15 protein-coding genes are annotated in these 15,909 nt (G+C 71.2%); 9 read left to right on the forward strand and 6 right to left on the reverse strand.

Features of this window, described 5'->3' with window-relative positions:
- Positions 1-38 precede the first annotated feature (38 nt).
- From RBJ65_RS41240 to thpD, 5 genes are all read left to right on the forward strand, one after another.
- Positions 39-1,139 carry an alanine--glyoxylate aminotransferase family protein gene (locus RBJ65_RS41240; RefSeq protein WP_306322482.1) on the forward strand — a complete coding sequence of 367 codons (1,101 nt, stop codon included), beginning with the start codon at positions 39-41 and terminating at the stop codon, positions 1,137-1,139.
- Positions 1,140-1,561: 422 nt separating this feature from the next.
- Positions 1,562-2,104: a diaminobutyrate acetyltransferase gene (gene ectA, locus RBJ65_RS41245; protein ID WP_306322483.1), complete on the forward strand. Its 543-nt coding sequence runs from the start codon at positions 1,562-1,564 to the stop codon at positions 2,102-2,104.
- 76 nt (positions 2,105-2,180) lie between these two features.
- Positions 2,181-3,452, forward strand: a complete 1,272-nt coding sequence (gene ectB / locus RBJ65_RS41250) for a diaminobutyrate--2-oxoglutarate transaminase (protein WP_306322484.1) — start codon at positions 2,181-2,183, stop codon at positions 3,450-3,452.
- A gap of 40 nt (positions 3,453-3,492) precedes the next feature.
- Positions 3,493-3,897 (forward strand): ectoine synthase, encoded by a 405-nt coding sequence (locus tag RBJ65_RS41255; protein WP_266721029.1) that lies wholly within the window; start codon positions 3,493-3,495, stop codon positions 3,895-3,897.
- Positions 3,898-3,902: 5 nt separating this feature from the next.
- Positions 3,903-4,799 carry an ectoine hydroxylase gene (thpD, locus tag RBJ65_RS41260; protein WP_306322485.1) on the forward strand — a complete coding sequence of 299 codons (897 nt, stop codon included), beginning with the start codon at positions 3,903-3,905 and terminating at the stop codon, positions 4,797-4,799.
- 138 nt (positions 4,800-4,937) lie between these two features.
- Here the strand turns inward: thpD and RBJ65_RS41265 are convergent, their stop codons facing one another.
- The 6 genes from RBJ65_RS41265 to RBJ65_RS41290 all read right to left on the reverse strand — a co-directional run bounded on the left by RBJ65_RS41265 (position 4,938) and on the right by RBJ65_RS41290 (position 11,828).
- The gene (locus RBJ65_RS41265) at positions 4,938-6,044 is read right to left on the reverse strand and encodes a maleylpyruvate isomerase family mycothiol-dependent enzyme (protein ID WP_306322486.1); all 1,107 of its coding nucleotides are present in this window, start codon (positions 6,042-6,044) and stop codon (positions 4,938-4,940) included.
- A complete protein-coding gene (locus tag RBJ65_RS41270; RefSeq protein WP_306322487.1) occupies positions 6,044-6,664 on the reverse strand; it encodes a sigma-70 family RNA polymerase sigma factor in 621 nt (206 codons plus the stop codon). Before RBJ65_RS41270 ends, RBJ65_RS41265 begins: the two co-directional genes overlap by 1 nt.
- A gap of 93 nt (positions 6,665-6,757) precedes the next feature.
- Positions 6,758-7,870, reverse strand: coding sequence for an aminotransferase class V-fold PLP-dependent enzyme (locus RBJ65_RS41275; protein WP_306322488.1), 1,113 nt, complete (start codon positions 7,868-7,870; stop codon positions 6,758-6,760).
- Positions 7,871-7,993: 123 nt separating this feature from the next.
- On the reverse strand, positions 7,994-8,716 hold the full coding sequence (locus RBJ65_RS41280; protein WP_306322489.1) for a DsbA family oxidoreductase: 723 nt from the start codon (positions 8,714-8,716) through the stop codon (positions 7,994-7,996).
- A 925-nt stretch (positions 8,717-9,641) separates the two neighbouring features.
- Positions 9,642-10,250: a DUF1349 domain-containing protein gene (locus RBJ65_RS41285; RefSeq protein WP_306322490.1), complete on the reverse strand. Its 609-nt coding sequence runs from the start codon at positions 10,248-10,250 to the stop codon at positions 9,642-9,644.
- A 45-nt stretch (positions 10,251-10,295) separates the two neighbouring features.
- The gene (locus RBJ65_RS41290) at positions 10,296-11,828 is read right to left on the reverse strand and encodes an aldehyde dehydrogenase (NADP(+)) (RefSeq protein WP_306322491.1); all 1,533 of its coding nucleotides are present in this window, start codon (positions 11,826-11,828) and stop codon (positions 10,296-10,298) included.
- 131 nt (positions 11,829-11,959) lie between these two features.
- On the opposite strand from RBJ65_RS41290, the gene RBJ65_RS41295 reads away from it, so the two are divergent.
- The 4 genes from RBJ65_RS41295 to RBJ65_RS41310 all read left to right on the forward strand — a co-directional run bounded on the left by RBJ65_RS41295 (position 11,960) and on the right by RBJ65_RS41310 (position 15,865).
- On the forward strand, positions 11,960-12,754 hold the full coding sequence (locus RBJ65_RS41295) for an IclR family transcriptional regulator (RefSeq protein ID WP_306322492.1): 795 nt from the start codon (positions 11,960-11,962) through the stop codon (positions 12,752-12,754).
- 130 nt (positions 12,755-12,884) lie between these two features.
- The gene (locus tag RBJ65_RS41300) at positions 12,885-14,345 is read left to right on the forward strand and encodes a penicillin-binding protein 2 (RefSeq protein WP_306322493.1); all 1,461 of its coding nucleotides are present in this window, start codon (positions 12,885-12,887) and stop codon (positions 14,343-14,345) included.
- Between the two features lie 126 nt (positions 14,346-14,471).
- A complete protein-coding gene (locus RBJ65_RS41305; RefSeq protein WP_306322494.1) occupies positions 14,472-15,059 on the forward strand; it encodes a SigE family RNA polymerase sigma factor in 588 nt (195 codons plus the stop codon).
- On the forward strand, positions 15,056-15,865 hold the full coding sequence (locus RBJ65_RS41310; RefSeq protein WP_306322495.1) for a hypothetical protein: 810 nt from the start codon (positions 15,056-15,058) through the stop codon (positions 15,863-15,865). Before RBJ65_RS41305 ends, RBJ65_RS41310 begins: the two co-directional genes overlap by 4 nt.
- Positions 15,866-15,909 lie beyond the last annotated feature (44 nt).

Genomic DNA, 15,909 nt, shown 5'->3' on the forward strand with positions numbered 1-15,909 from the left:
GGCACCCGTACGAACCCGTGAGCGAAGAGAGCACCACCGTGACGCACCCGTTTCTCGATCTGACACCGCTGAGCGCCGAGCACTTCGCCTCCATCGAGGACCGGGTCGCCCGGCTGATGGACACGTCGCAGGACGTGGTGATCATGCAGGGGGAGGCGCTGCTTCCGCTGGAGGGGGCGATCCGGGCCGCCGCCGGTCCCGGCACGGTCGCGCTGAACGTGATCACCGGTCCGTACGGGCAGACCTTCGGCGACTGGCTGCGCGACTGCGGGGCCACCGTGCACGACCTTGCGGTGCCCTTCCACACGGCCGTCACCGCGGAGCAGATCGGGCAGGCGCTCGCCGAGCACCCGGAGATCGACTTCGTCTCGCTGGTGCACGCGGAGGCCGCGACCGGCAACACCAACCCGGTCGCCGAGATCGGTGAAGTGGTGCGCAGGCACGGGGCGCTGTTCTACCTGGACGCCGTCGCCTCGATCGCCGCCGAGCCGGTGCTGCCGGACGCGTGGGGCGTGGACCTGTGTGTCATCGGGGCGCAGAAGGCGATGGGCGGGCCCGCCGGGGTCTCGGCGGTGTCCGTGAGCGCCCGCGCCTGGGAGCGGATGGCCGCGAACCCGAACGCGCCGCGGCACTCCTACCTCTCGCTGCTCGACTGGAAGCAGCGGTGGGTCGACGGCGGCCGCAAGGCGCTGCTGCACGCTCCGGCGCAGTTGGAGATGCTCGCTCTGGAGGCGTGCGTGGAGCGCATCGAGGGCGAGGGGCTCGACGCGTTGATGGCGCGGCACGCCACGGCGGCCGCCGCGACGCGCGCCGGAACGCTCGCGCTGGGCGGTGGACTTGAGCCGTATGTGCACGAAGCGCGGAACGCCGCTCCCGTCGCCACTACACTTCGCGCCCCGGCCGGCACGGACGCCCGTGAGCTGGTGGCCCGGGCGCTCGCGGTGGACCCGGTGCTTCCGCTGGTCGCGGGGGGTGGCGCGCTCGCTCAGGAGATGATCCGGGTGAACCACTACGGGCCGCAGGCGACACGCGGCGTCGTGCAGTCCTCGCTCGCCGCGCTCGGCGGGGCGCTCGCGGAGGCCGGGGTCGAGGTCGATCTGGAAGGGGCGCGAAAGGCCGTCGCAGCCGCCTGGGAATAGCCGGACCGGCGCGCGAACCGCCACCCATACCGGAGCGCGAAAAGACACACAGCACTCCAGGCGTCGCCCTTTTCGGGCGGCGCCTTTCTCTTTCTCCAGGAATTGTTCAGGCAGAATTTTCCCGCGTTTTATCGGCCGCTTTCGGCGCGGCTTCCCGTTCTGCTTCTGCCCGCTTTCCCGCGACGTAAACACTTAGATTTCATCAACGGGAACCGACGTAATTCGGACGCGTCTCAGGCTGGTTTCCGCTCTGTGACGTATTCCACATCGAAATCGATATGCACGATTTGCCCGGCTTAAATCGTGACAAACCGCCGGGATTTCGTGCGCGCGCCCACCTGCGCGCGATAACACAGAATCCTCGGTTACGTAACCCCTTCCGCACGTGCAATCCCGAAAATTGCTCGGTAAATTCAATTTGCATGACCGCCGCACAAGCGCAATTCCTGGAAGTCGCCGAAGTGGCCCCGGTCCCCGACGGGCTCAAGATCGAACACCCCGACGTGGCCGACGGAGCCGCGATCTGGCGTATCGCCCGCGACTCGAAGGTGCTCGACCTCAACTCCTCCTACAGCTACCTGCTGTGGTGTCGCGACTTCGCCGCCACGTCGGTGATCGCACGCGACGAGAAGGGCGGGGTGGCCGGTTTCATCACCGGTTACGTGCGTCCCGAGCGGCCGGACATCCTCGTGGTGTGGCAGGTCGCCGTGGACGCTGCGCACCGCGGGCGCGGCCTCGCCGCCGCGCTGCTCGACGGGCTCGCAGCGCGGGTCGCGGCGGCGCGTCCGGTCACCACGCTGGAGACGACCATCACGCCCGACAACGCCGCGTCCCAGGCCCTGTTCACCTCGTTCGCCCGCCGGCACCGCGTCGGCGTGGCGCGCACGGTGCTGTTCGACGCGGGGCTGTTCCCGGACGACGGGCACCTGCCCGAGGAGCTGTACCGCATAGGCCCGCTGGCCTGAGCGCGCCCTCGATCCACCCCCGATCCACCCACCCCCGAACCCCCCTCAACTTTCCCTCCCTAGAGGAGTTTTCGCTGTGACCATCACCCAGCCGGACCTGAGCGTCTTCGAGACCCTTGAGTCGGAGGTGCGCAGCTACTGCCGCGGCTGGCCCACCGTCTTCGACCGGGCGCAGGGCAGCCGTATGTACGACGAGGACGGCCACGAGTACCTGGACTTCTTCGCCGGCGCCGGTTCGCTCAACTACGGGCACAACAACCCGGTGCTGAAACGCGCGCTCATCGACTACCTGGAGCGCGACGGCGTCGTGCACGGGCTCGACATGTCGACCTCGGCCAAGCGCAACTTCCTGGAGTCGTTCCAGAACATCATCCTGCGCCCGCGCGACCTGCCCTACAAGGTCATGTTCCCGGGCCCGACGGGCACCAACGCCGTCGAGTCCGCGCTGAAGCTGGCGCGCAAGGTCAAGGGCCGCGAGTCCATCGTGTCCTTCACCAACGCCTTCCACGGCATGTCGCTCGGCTCGCTCGCCGTGACCGGCAACGCCTTCAAGCGGGCCGGCGCCGGCATCCCGCTGGTGCACGGCACGCCGATGCCGTTCGACAACTACCTGGACGGCCAGACCCCGGACTTCATCTGGTTCGAGCGGCTGCTTGAGGACTCCGGTTCCGGCCTGAACACCCCGGCCGCCGTGATCGTCGAGACGGTGCAGGGCGAGGGCGGCATCAATGTCGCCCGTGCCGAGTGGCTTCGCAAGCTGGCCGATGTCTGCGAGCGTTGGGACATGCTCCTGATCGTCGACGACATTCAGATGGGCTGCGGCCGCACCGGCGCCTTCTTCTCCTTCGAGGAGGCGGGCATCACGCCGGACATCGTGACCGTGTCGAAGTCCATCAGCGGGTACGGCATGCCCATGTCGCTGTGCCTGTTCAAGCCGGAGCTGGACGTCTGGGAGCCGGGCGAGCACAACGGCACGTTCCGCGGCAACAACCCCGCGTTCGTGACCGCCGCCGCGGCCCTGGAGACGTACTGGACCGACGGCGCGGCCATGGAGAAGCAGACCATGGAGCGCGGCGAGCAGATCGACGAGGTCCTTGCCGCGCTGCGCCTGGAGTACCACGACGAGATCGTCGAGTACCGCGGCCGCGGTCTCGTCTGGGGCATCGAGTTCCGCGACAAGGAGCGGGCCAACAAGGTCGCACGGCGCGCCTTCGAACTGGGCCTGCTCATCGAGACCTCCGGCCCCGAGAGCGAGGTCGTCAAGCTGCTTCCGGCACTGACGATCACGCGCGAGGAGCTGGACGAGGGTCTGCGCACGCTCACCCGAGCCGTGCGCGAGACCGTCTGACACGCACCACCACGTTTACGAGGAAAGGCAGCAACTCACCGTGATTGTCCGTTCGTTCAAGGAGATCGAGAACACCGACCGACACGTGAAGTCGGCGACCGGCACCTGGGAGAGCAAGCGCATCGTGCTTGCCAAGGAGAAGGTCGGCTTCTCTCTGCACGAGACGATCCTCTACGCGGGGACCGAGACCGACATGTGGTACGCCAACCACATCGAGGCCGTGCTGTGTGTGGAGGGCGAGGCCGAGCTCACCAACCGGGAGACCGGTGAGACGCACTGGATCGAACCAGGAACGATGTACCTCCTGGACGGCCACGAGAAGCACACCATGCGCCCGAAGACCGACTTCCGCTGCGTCTGCGTGTTCAACCCTCCGGTGACCGGACGGGAGGACCACGACGAGAACGGCGTCTACCCGCTGCTGACAGAGGACGAGGAGGCCTGATCCAGATGACGACCGCACCCGACATCACGGACCTGTACCCGACGCGTGGCGCCTCCGAAGTCGCCACGCCGCGTGTCGACCCGGTCGTCTGGTCGCCGGAGGGGACGCGTGGTCCGATCCGCCAGTCGGACCTCGCCTCCTTCGAGCACGACGGCTTCCTCGCCATCGACGAACTGATCGGCCCGGACGAGATCGGCATCTACCAGGCCGAGTTGAACCGTCTGGTCACCGATCCGACGATGCGCGCCGACGAGCGCTCCATCGTCGAGAAGCAGTCGCAGGAGATCCGCTCGGTCTTCGAGATCCACAAGATCAGCGAGGTCTTCGCCCAGCTGGTGCGCGACGAGCGCATCCTGGGGCGGGCCCGCCAGATCCTCGGCTCGGACGTCTACGTCCACCAGTCGCGGATCAACGTCAAGCCCGGTTTCGGGGCCCGAGGCTTCTACTGGCACTCGGACTTCGAGACCTGGCACGCCGAGGACGGCCTGCCGAACATGCGCACGGTGTCCGTCTCCATCGCCCTGACGGAGAACTACGACACCAACGGCGGGCTCATGATCATGCCCGGCTCGCACAAGACGTTCCTCGGCTGCGCGGGTGAGACGCCGAAGGACAACTACAAGAAGTCGCTGCAGATGCAGGACGCGGGCCTGCCCTCGGACGAGGCCCTCACCAAGTTCGCCGACGCCCACGGCATCAAGCTGTTCACCGGCAAGGCCGGCTCGGCGACCTGGTTCGACTGCAACGCCATGCACGGCTCGGGCGACAACATCACCCCGTACCCGCGCTCGAACGTGTTCATCGTGTTCAACAGCGTGGAGAACGCGGCGACGGAGCCGTTCGCGGCACCGGTGCGGCGGCCCGAGTTCATCGGGGCGCGTGATTTCACGCCGGTGAAGTAGTTCGACCCCCCGGCCGGGGGTCCGGGGGTTGGCCCCCGAAAGACACAGCATCGGGGCGCGTGATTTCACGCCGGTGAAGTGATCCTCGTACGCGAGTGAGTTGGGGCGGGACCGATCGCGGTCCCGCCCCAACTGCCGTTACAGCCAGGCCAGTTGGGCGGCCCGGTCCAGGAGGGCGCGGGCCACCGTCGGGTCGCCGGTGCCGGACGGCAGGTGGTCGGGGGTGATGCGGCCGCCGACGAGGCGGCAGAAGTCGACGGGGTCCAGGGCGAGTTCGGCCCGGACCGGTTCGTCCTCGGAGCCGAGGATCCACTCCGTGGTGCGGCTCGCGTCCGTGACCGTGAGGGCGACGGGCGGGGCCTGCGGGCCGAGCGCCGCGCCCAGGATCCGTACGGCGAGCTGGACCAGGCGCCACAGATGGGCGGCGGGCGGCGGGGGCACGGGGAGGTCGAGGGCGCGGCCGATGTCGTCGCTGTGGATCCACGTCTCGAAGGCCCGGACCAGGAAGTGGTCGGCGACGGGCAGCCGCGCCCCCATCAACGTAGCGGCCTGTGCGGCGAGTTCAGCGTCGCGGGCGGCGGGCGCGGAGAGCAGTTCGGCGGCGCGGGCGCGCCAGGTGGCGACGGTGTCCCGGGGGTCGCGGGCGCGTTCGTGGGCGATGACGGTGCGGGTGCGGGACTCCCAGGCGGCGCGCCAGTCGCCACCGCCGTCGTCGTGGCCGTGGTCGTGGTCGTGGTCGTCCGAGGTGCCGGTGGGTGGTTCGTGGGCGGGCAGGCCGAGGTGGGCGGCGAGCGGTTCGTCGGCGGCGATGAGGTGGGCGACGGTGTCGCGCACGGTCCACCCGTGCACGACCTCCGTGGACCAGGCGTCCGTGGCCGCGGCGTCCGCCGCCTCGGCGAGCAGGGCCTGGAGCGCGGCGACGGTGGCCGCGTAGGGCTGGGCGTGCGGGGCGGTGGACTTGGCGGCGGGGCGGCGGGCGAGGGCGGCGGCGAGGGGGCCTGTGTCGGTGCGCAGAGGGTGGCGGGCGGCGCCGTTGCCGTTCGCTCCGCTCTCGCTCGCGCCGTCGCCGTTCGGGCCTTCCAGGGTGCGGACCGTCGCCCGCAGGCGTTCCGCCTCGGCCGCGCACTCCTCGCAGTCCGCCAGGTGCACGGGGACCGCGCGCTGTTCGTCGGCGGGGAGGGCGTGCAGCGCCCAGGCGCCCAGGAGTTCGCTCACCGTGGCGTGGTCGTGCGCGTCCGTGGCCATCAGGCACCCCTTTCGTGAGCCTCGAAGTCCGGCTCCGCCGGGTCCGCCAGGGTTTCGGCCAGGCGGTGCAGTGCGGTGCGCAGGCGGGTCTTGGCGGTGCCTTCCGGTATGCCGAGTTCCGCCGCCGCCTGACGGTACGTCCGGCCGGCGAAGTACGCCAGGTGTACCACTTCACGTTGCGGCAACGGGAGTTGGGCCACCGCCGAGTGCAGGAGCAGCGAGCGCTCGCGGTCGACGACGCGTTCGTCGGGGCCCGGGTCGGGGGCCGGGATGGCGTGCAGCGCGGCGTCGTCGGCGACCGCGGCCTTGCGGTGCCGGGCCTCGCTGCGCACCCAGTCCACGGCGCGGCGGTGCGCCAGCATGGTCAGCCAGGTGCGCAGCGAGCCGCGCCGCGCGTCGAAGGCGTAGGGCCGGGCCCACAGGTGCGCGAAGACCTCCTGGGCCACGTCGTCGGCGGCGCCCGTCGAGCGGGTCACGCGCACGGCGACGCCGCGGACCAGCCCGCTGTACGCGTCGTACGCCTCGGAGAGCGCGTTCTCGTCCCCGTAGACGAGACGCCGGTGCAGCTCGGCGTCGTCCTTGCGGTCGGGCGCTTCCGTACGGGCCACCGGCACCACCACCTCGTAGTGCCTTCCTAGCGTCCTGGCGAGCGGGACGCCAGAGTCCGACCGGACTTCGGGTTACCGGACTTCGGGTTACCGGACTTCGGGGCTTCAGCCGGAGAGGACGTCGAGGAGGCGGTCGACGTCGGCGGTGGTGTTGTAGAGGTGGAAGGAGGCCCGCAGGTTCCCCGCCCGGTTGGAGAGTTCGATGCCGGCGCCCTGCAACTCGCCCTGCTTCGCCCCGAGTTCGGGGACGGACACGATCGGGGAGCCGGGCGAGGGCACCGGCTCGCACCCGAGCGAGGCGAGACCGGCACGGAAGCGGTCGGCGAGCGCGAGGGCATGAGCCTCGATCGCCGCCACCCCCAACTCCTCGACCACGGCGAGGGATTGGCGCGCCCCTGTGTACGCGACGAGGCCGGGCGTCTCGTCGAACCGGCGGGCGGAGTGGGCGAGTTCGGTGACGGGGCCGTAGCAGCTGTCCCAGGGCTTCTCGCCCGCGGTCCAGCCGCCGAAGACGGGTGTGAGGGCCTCGAAACCCTCGGGGTCCTGCGGGCCGACGAAGAAGACGGCGCCGCGCGGGCAGGTCAGCCACTTGAAGGCGACGGAGGCCAGGTAGTCGGCGTCGGCCGCGAGCGCGGCGACCGGGTACCAGCCGGCGGCCTGCGACACGTCGACGTAGAGCCGGGCGCCGTGCGCGCGGGTGGCGGCGCGCAGCGCGGGCACGTCGACCACCCGGCCGTCCGCCGACTGGACCGCGCTCACCGCGACGAGCGCCGTGCCGGGGCGTACGGCGTCGGCCAGCGCGTCCAGCGGCACGGCGCGCACCTTGAGGTCGCCGCGCACATGGAAGGGATTGACGGTGGAACTGAAGTCCCCCTCGGCGGTGAGGACTTCGGCGCCCGCGGGCAGGGAGGCGGCGATGAGCCCGCTGTACACGGCGACGGACCCGCCGACCGCGACCCGGCCCACCGGCACGCCCGCGATCCGCGCGAACGCCGCGCGCGCCTCCTCCACGTCGCCGAAGAGCGAGTCGGGGGAACGCCCCTCGGCCATGTCGGCGATCGCGGACCGCATCGCGTCGGCGGCCCGGACGGGCAGCAGCCCGGAGCTCGCGGTGTTCAGGTAGGTGGTGGCGGGGGTGTACTGCGCGCGGACGAGGGCCGCGTCGAGGACCTGTTCCTGGACCTGTTCCTGGACCTGGTGCTCACCGGAAGTCTGCATGGCCCCACTGTGCCGCGCCGCCAACTACCCGTCTATTGCGAATATTTACGGGATATGTCTAAGCAACCCTTATGCATGCAGGTCAAGGTGGGGCGGGGTGAGGTGGGGTGAGGCGAGGTGGGGTCACGCCTGCGGGACCGCACACCCTTCGGGGCCGCAGGCATCGCCGCCGCCGTTGGCCGTGCCGTCGATGACGGTGAGCGGGGAGCGCTCGTCCCAGGCCTGGGTCAGGGCCTGCGCGAAGACCTCGGCGGGCTGGGCGCCGGAGACGCCGTACTTGCGGTCGAGGACGAAGAACGGCACGCCGTTCGCGCCGAGTTCGGCGGCCTCGCGCTCGTCGGCGCGGACCGCGTCGGCGTAGGCGGTGGGGTCCGCGAGCAGGGCGCGTACGTCGCCCTCGTCGAGCCCGGCGTCGACGCCGAGTCGTACGACGTGCTCGGGGTCGCCGAACACGGAGCCCTCCTCGGCGAAGTTCCCCCGGTACAGCGCGTCGATCATCGCGTCCTGTACGCCCTTGTCCTTGGCGAGGTGGAGGAGGCGGTGCAGGTCGAAGCTGTTGCCGAAGTCGCGGCCCTCGGTGAGGTACGGCAGTCCGAGCGCGGCGGCCTGCTGCCCGAGCCCCTGCTCATTGGCGGCGGCCTGCGCCTCGCTGATGCCGTACTTCTTGGCGATGTACGGGATGACCTGGCCGGTCTCGCCGGGCTTGGCGTCCGGGTCGAGCTCGAAGGACCGGTGCACGACCTCGACGTCGTCCTTGTGCGCGAAGTCGGCGAGGGCCTGCTCGAAGCGGGCCTTGCCGATGTAGCAGAACGGGCAGTTGATGTCGGTCCAGATCTCGACGCGCATGGGGGGTCTCGCTTTACGTGGAAGTGTCTGCGAAGCCCTGAGGGCCTCTACGGGGCGGCGGCGCCCACCCCACCCGACATCAACCACCCCCACCACCCCCTCATTCCCACCACACCCACGCCCCTTCGGGGGCCGGGTACCACCCCCAACCCCGCCCATCTCCCACCCACCCGCCCCGGGGTTGCGCAGTGTGTCGCTCGTGCGGCTCTCTACCTGCCGCGCCCTGTCGGGGCGAGGCCCTTGGAACGCAGGAGACCCGCGGCCGCCCCGGCACCCCCCGAAACGCCACGCCAAGCCGCCCCCATCAAGCCCCTGCGGCGCTTGAGCAGCGGGGACCGGGGCAGAGCCCCGAGGCGTAGGAACGGACGACCGCCACACGCACGGCACCCAGCCACACGACCGCACCCCGGCAGGCCAAGCCCCCGGAGGGGGCGGGAGGGCGGGAGATGGGCCGGGCAGAGCAAAGTCGGCGACAGCACGGCACGCCAAAGCCGACCCCTTCAAGCCCCTGCGGCGCTTGAGCAGCGGGGACCGGGGCAGAGCCCCGAGACGTAGGTGCGGGGGCCGCGACCCGGGCCCCACCGGGACAGACCGCAGCGCCCCATCAAGCCCCTGCGGCGATTGAGCAGCGGGGCCCGGGGCAGAGCCCCGAGGCGTAGGGGCGGACGACCGCCACACGCACGGCACCCAGCCACACGACCGCACCCCGGCAGGCCAAGCCCCCGGAGGGGGCGGGAGGGCGGGAGATGGGCCGGGCAGAGCAAAGTCGGCGACAGCACGGCACGCCAAAGCCGACCCCTTCAAGCCCCTGCGGCGCTTGAGCAGCGGGGACCGGGGCGGAGCCCCGAGGCGTAGGGGCGGGGGCCGCAGCGCGCCGAGGCGTAAGGGCGGGGGCCGCGGCGGGCCGAGGCGTAGGGGACGGGTGTCAGGAGCCGTCCCGCAGGCCCTTCGGCCAGGAGGCGCGGTACTCGACGTGGTCGTAGGTGACGACGCAGCCCTCCCCCACCGGGGACTGCGCCAGGAAACCGACCAGCGCCGCGGAGGCGGATTTCTCGTCGCCGAGGGAGAAGATCCGGATGAAGGTCCACGTCTCGCCGTCGGTCGAGGCGTGGAAGGCGAAGGCCGAGCCCGTGCGGCTGACGCGCAGCCACACCGAGGATCCGGGTACGACGAAGGCGTTCGCGTCGTCGGAGTGGCCACGCGTCACGACGGTGCAGATGGTGGGCTCGTCCGGCGAACGCTCGAAGCAGAGCTTCGCCCACTCCCGGTCGCCCACGTGGACGTACAGCACACCCGCGTCGAAGGGCGCCGCGAACCCGACCGTGACGCGGGCGATCAACTGGAAGTCCCCCTCCGGCGCCCCGAGGAGGCGCGGCGCGTCCGACGCCGGGTCGAGCGCGGAACCGGTCGGCGGCACGAAGCGGTCCTGGCGGGGCCCCGCCCACCCGGTGAGCACCCCGTCCTCGTACGACCAGTGGCCGTCGGGTCCGTACGTGCGCAACGGGAAGGGCAGGGGCGGCAGTTCGAGTTCCATGCGGTCAGTCTCGCAGGGGCCGGGGGCGCCCGCGCACCCCTCCGCTCAGAGCTCCAGGCGGCCGTTGAAGCGGCGCGGAAGACCCAGCGGGTTGTCGTCGCGCAGCTCCGGCGGCAGCAGCGCCTCCGGCGTCGTCTGGTACGAGACCGGGCGCAGCCAGCGCTCGATCGCGGTGCCGCCCACGGACGTGGACGTGGACGTCGTCGCCGGGTACGGCCCGCCGTGGTGCTGGGCGGGGGCCACCGCGACACCGGTCGGCCAGCCGTTGACGAGGACGCGGCCCGCGATCGGGGTCAGCTCGGCGAGGATCTCGGTACCCCGGCCCTCGCCCGCCGCCTCGCCCGCCGACAGCTGGACCGTCGCCGTGAGGTTGCCGGGGAGGCGGCTGAGGACCGCCGTGATCTCGTCGGCCGACTCGTAGCGCGCGACGACCGTGACCGGGCCGAAGCACTCCTCCAGGAGCAGGTCGTGCTCGCCGCCCTCGACCGCGAGCCGGGTCGCCGGAACCGTGAGGAAGCCGGGCGCCACCGTGTGCTCGCTGCCCGCGCCGGGGGTGACCGGGGCGGTCACGTCCGGGAGTTCGGCGCGCGCGGCGACACCGGCGACGAAGTTGTCGCGCATCCGGTGGTCGAGCAGGACGCCGGACGCGGTGTCGCTGACCGCCGCCGTCAGGGACTTGACGAGGCTGTCGCCCGCCTCTCCCGCCGGCGCGAACACGAGGCCCGGCTTCACGCAGAACTGGCCGACCCCGAGGGTCATGGAGCCCGCGAGCCCCGTGCCGATCTGGTCGGCGCGCTCGGCGGCCGCCGCCTCGGTGATCACGACCGGGTTCAGCGAACCCAGCTCGCCGTGGAACGGGATCGGCACCGGCCGGGACGAGGCCGCGTCGAAGAGCGCGCGCCCGCCGCGTACGGAACCGGTGAAGCCGGCCGCGGACACCAGCGGGTGCTTGACCAGCTCGACGCCCGCCTCGAAGCCGTGCACCAGGCCGAGCACACCCTCCGGGATGCCGTGCTCGGCGGCGGCCCGCCGGATGGTCGCGGCGACCAGTTCGGAGGTGGCCGGGTGGTCGGGGTGCGCCTTGACGACGACCGGGCAGCCGGCCGCGAGGGCGCTCGACGTGTCGCCGCCGGGCACGGAGAACGCGAACGGGAAGTTCGAGGCCGCGTAGACCGCGACGACACCCAGCGGGATCTTGTAGCGGCGCAGGTCCGGGATGGGCGGCGTCGCCGTGTCGTCGGGGTGGTCGATGACGACGCCGAGGAAGGCGCCCTCGTCGACGATGTCCGCGAACTTCCTCAACTGGAAGCAGCTGCGCGCGAGTTCACCGGTGAGCCGGACCGGGCCGAGCGCGGTCTCCGCGTCCGCCGCCTCCACGAGGTGGTCCTTGGCCTCTTCCAGGCGGTCGGCCGCCGTGCGCAGGAACGCGGCGCGGACGGTGCGGTCCGCGAGCGCGTCGCGGGCGCCCTGCGCGGCGCGCACCGCCTCGCCCACTTCCTGCGCCGTGGCCTCGACCGCGACCTGTTCCCGCTGCTTCCCGGTTCGGGGGTCGACACTCCAGACTGGTGCTGCTGCCACGGCACATTCCTCCAGCTTTTCTCGCCGCGCACCAGGGTGAGCGACGAGGATCGTTCGATATACTGAACGCTGTCTCTGTTGATGAACTACTCACCGAGACTATTTCTCGTCGAACGAAGGGGTCAAGGGCGATGTCGGCAGGCGAGACGGGGGCCGCGGCGGGCGGCGCGGCAGGTGGCGCGCAGGTCAAGTCGGCGGTGCGGACGGTGGAGTTGCTGGAGTACTTCGCGGGCCGCCCCGGAATGCACTCCCTGGCCGCGGTACAAGAGGCCGTCGGCTACCCGAAGTCCAGCCTCTACATGCTGCTGCGTACGCTCGTCGACCTCGGCTGGGTGGAGACGGACGCGACCGGCACGCGCTACGGCATCGGCGTCCGCGCCCTCCTCGTCGGCACCTCGTACATCGACGGCGACGAGGTCGTGACGGCGGCCCGCCCCACCCTCGACCGGCTCTCCGACGACACGACGGAGACCATCCACCTCGCGCGGCTCGACGGCACGAACGTCGTCTACCTCGCCACCCGCCAGTCGCAGCACTATCTGCGCCCCTTCACCCGCGTCGGCCGGCGGCTGCCCGCGCACTCCACGTCGCTGGGCAAGGCGCTGCTCGCCACCCACACCGACGAACAGGTCCGCAAGCTGCTGCCGGAGACGCTGCCGTCGCTGACCGAGCACACGATCACGGACCGCGAGAAGCTCATCGAGGAGCTGCACCAGGTGCGGGAGCAGGGGTTCGCGGTGGACCGCGAGGAGAACACGTTGGGGCTGCGGTGCTTTGGTGTGGCGATTCCGTACCGGACGCCGGCGCGGGACGCGATCTCTTGCTCGGTGCCGGTGGCGCGGCTCACTCCGGCGCATGAGCAGATGGTGAAGGACGCGCTGTTCGACGCGCGGGATCGGTTGACGTTGGCGACGCGGAGGCTCTGACACGGTCGCGGGGCTCCGCCCCGGGCCCCGCCGGCTCTCGTCCGACGGCGGGGCTTGATTGATGAACGTACGGTGAGAAATCGCACGGTCCGGAACGAATCGATCCGGGCCGCTCGTCTTCCCGTACGCAATGAACAAGACGATCAGGCGCGCCTCGGTCTTCACGCTGCTGCTCGTGTTCGCCCTGCTGGTCAGGGCGACCTGGGTGCAGTTCTACGACGGCCAGGCCCTCGCCAACAGCGAAGACAACCGCCGGACCAAGATCTCGCAGTACGCGAATCCGCTCGGCGACATCATCGTGGGCGGAAAGGCGGTGACCGGCTCGACAAAGACGGGCGAATCCAGTGACCTGAAGTACAAGCGGACGTACACCGACGGTTCGCTGTACTCGGCGGTGACCGGCTTCACCTCGCAGGTGTACGGCGCCACCCAGCTGGAGGGGATCTACCAGGGCGTGCTCGACGGCACCGACGTCGAGCTGAAGACCCCCGCCGACGCGCTCACCGGCAAGAACGCCGATCCCGGTGATGTGCTCACGACCATCGACCCGGGTGTGCAGAAGGCCGCGTACAGCGCGCTCGGCGACAAGAAGGGCGCCGCCGTCGCGATCGACCCGAAGAGCGGCCGGATCCTGGGGATGGTGTCGACGCCGTCGTTCGACCCGTCGAAGATCAGCGGCTCGGGCGACTCGGACGCCGCGGCGTGGAAGAAGCTCTCCAAGGACGAGGACTCCCCCACCACGAACCGGGCGCTCAAGCAGGCGCTGCCGCCCGGCTCGACGTTCAAGCTGGTGGTCGCCGCCGCCGCCCTTGAGAACGGCCTGTACTCGTCCGTCGACGAGAAGACGGACTCCCCGAACCCGTACAAGCTCCCGGGCACCACGACGTACCTGAAGAACGAGAACGCGTCCGCGCCCTGCGAGAACGCGACGATCCGCACGGCGCTGCAGTACTCCTGCAACAACGTCTTCGGAAAGATCGCCGCCGACCTGGGCAAGGACAAGGTCCGGGCGACGGCCGAGAAGTTCGGCTTCAACGACGCGAAGACGGACGTGCCGGTGCGGGCCGCCGAGAGCTACTACCCGTCGAAGATGGACAGCGCGCAGACCGCCCTGTCCGGCATCGGCCAGTTCGATGTGACGGCGACGCCGATGCAGATCGCGATGGTCTCCGCGACCATCGCCAACGGCGGCGAGCAGGCGTCCCCGCACATGGTGTCGCAGGTGACGGACTCCGACGGCGACGCGGTCAAGTCCTTCAAGGACGGCGACAACACCCGCGTGATCAGCAAGTCGACCGCATCGCAGCTGCAGTCCGCGATGGAGACCGTGGTCTCGAAGGGCACCGCCACGGTCGCGCAGATGGACGGCGCGACCGTCGGCGGCAAGACGGGCACGGCGCAGCACGGCGAGAACAACAGCCAGACGCCGTACGCCTGGTTCACCTCGTACGCGAAGGACGACTCCTCCGGCAAGGAGGTCGCCGTCGCGGTGCTGGTCGAGCAGTCGAGCACGGCGCGCTCCGAGGTCAGCGGCAGCGGCCTCGCGGGGCCCGTCGCCAAGTCGATGATGGAGGCGGCGCTCAAGGACTGACGCCCACTCAGTCCCGTACGTATCGAAGGGTGTCCGGTATCACGGACACCCTTCGGTGCGTCGTACGTGGCGCTGGTACGCTCACGCATCCCCCGTTGGGCCGCCTCACTGTGAGGGAGGGATCGCGTGAGCACGGTTGTGGACACAGGGGACGACTCCGCTGCCGCCGAGTTCCAAGCCTTCTTCGAACGGCACCACTGCGAACTCGCCCGTCTCGCCCACCTGTTGACGGGTGAGCCGGACGCCGCGGACGATCTCGCGGCGGACGCCCTGCTCGCGCTCTGGCACCGCTGGGACCGGGTGCGGGCGGCCGAGCACCCGGTGGCGTACGCGCGCGGTGTCGTCGCCAATCTCGCGCGCACCCGGATCCGCAGCGCGGTGCGCGAGCGGCGGCGGGTGGCGCTGTTCTGGTCGGGCCGGCAGGACCGCACCGAGGGGCCCGACGTGCCTGCGGTCATCGACGTGCAGGACGCGCTGCGGGAACTGCCGTTCCGCAAGCGGGCGTGTGTCGTGCTGCGGCACGCGTTCGACCTCTCCGAGAAGGACACCGCGCTCACCCTCGGCATCTCGGTCGGTACGGTGAAGAGCCAGACGTCGAAGGGCATGGCCGAGCTGGAACGACGGCTCGGGCACAGCGAGTTGAACGGGCCGGCCCCCGGGCGCGTACCGTCGGTCGGCGCGGCACTCGACGCCACGGAAGGAGGTCGTGGATGAACGACGAGCACCTGCGGCAGCGGTTGCGCGCCGCCGCCGACACGCACCGTCCGGACCGTGAGCGGATGCTCGCCCGGATCGAGCGCGGCATGCGGCCCGGTTCGGACGAGCCGGCGCGGCGGCCCGCGGTGGGCTGGGTGCGGATCGTCGGGATCACGGCCGGCGTCGCGGGGGCGCTCGCCGTGGGCGGGTTCGCAGTCGGTTCGGCGCTGCGGCCCGATCCGGCGCCGCGCCAGCAGCAGGTCGCCGTGTCGCCGTCGACGACGGCCGCTACGCCCGCCACGCCATCGCCTGACGCGACGTCGCGCTCGCGGTCGCCCTCCGCGTCCGCGCCCCCGTCCGCGCCCGCGTCGTCGACCGCGTCCAAGGCCCCGCCCGCGTCGCCGCCCGCGTCCCGCACCGCTCCGGCGGGGCCCGGCGACACGAAGCGGCTGTGGGGGGACGGTTCGGTGGACCCCGGGTCCAACGACTACTGGGGACAGTCCAACGTCACGTTCAAGACGGAGCGTCAACTCACCGCGCTGACCGTCGAGTTGCGGGTGGCGCAGACCGGAAAGGTCGCCGACACGGGCAACTGGCGTTCGCTGCCGGACGACGACTTCGCGGTGACCGTGGTCGAGCGGGACGGGTTTCTGGTGTACCGGTGGGTGCTGCGGGCGGGGCGGTCGGTGCCGGCCGGGGAGCATGTGTTTGCCGGGCAGTACAACCACGCGGAGGGCGGGCGGGATGCGTCGCGCGACGCGTATGTGGTGAGCGGGCGGACGGGTGGGGGTCAACGGGTCGCCGTGGGCGGGGACTTCGAGTAGGACGCGGGAGCCGTGGCAGGCGTCGCGGGGCTCCGCCCCGGACC

It is taken from the genome of Streptomyces sp. KL109B (assembly GCF_030766935.1).
In the GTDB taxonomy this organism is placed as follows: Bacteria; Actinomycetota; Actinomycetes; order Streptomycetales; family Streptomycetaceae; genus Streptomyces.

What these genes read in the sequence shown, in the direction of transcription:
- RBJ65_RS41280 (WP_306322489.1), bottom strand. Translation starts at nt 8,716, where the DNA reads ATGCGCGTCGAGATCTGGACCGACATCAACTGCCCGTTCTGCTACATC.
- RBJ65_RS41275 (WP_306322488.1), bottom strand. Translation starts at nt 7,870, where the DNA reads ATGCAGACTTCCGGTGAGCACCAGGTCCAGGAACAGGTCCAGGAACAG.
- RBJ65_RS41265 (WP_306322486.1), bottom strand. Translation starts at nt 6,044, where the DNA reads ATGGCCACGGACGCGCACGACCACGCCACGGTGAGCGAACTCCTGGGC.
- RBJ65_RS41300 (WP_306322493.1), top strand. Translation starts at nt 12,885, where the DNA reads ATGAACAAGACGATCAGGCGCGCCTCGGTCTTCACGCTGCTGCTCGTG.
- RBJ65_RS41285 (WP_306322490.1), bottom strand. Translation starts at nt 10,250, where the DNA reads ATGGAACTCGAACTGCCGCCCCTGCCCTTCCCGTTGCGCACGTACGGA.
- ectA (WP_306322483.1), top strand. Translation starts at nt 1,562, where the DNA reads ATGACCGCCGCACAAGCGCAATTCCTGGAAGTCGCCGAAGTGGCCCCG.
- thpD (WP_306322485.1), top strand. Translation starts at nt 3,903, where the DNA reads ATGACGACCGCACCCGACATCACGGACCTGTACCCGACGCGTGGCGCC.
- RBJ65_RS41295 (WP_306322492.1), top strand. Translation starts at nt 11,960, where the DNA reads ATGTCGGCAGGCGAGACGGGGGCCGCGGCGGGCGGCGCGGCAGGTGGC.
- RBJ65_RS41310 (WP_306322495.1), top strand. Translation starts at nt 15,056, where the DNA reads ATGAACGACGAGCACCTGCGGCAGCGGTTGCGCGCCGCCGCCGACACG.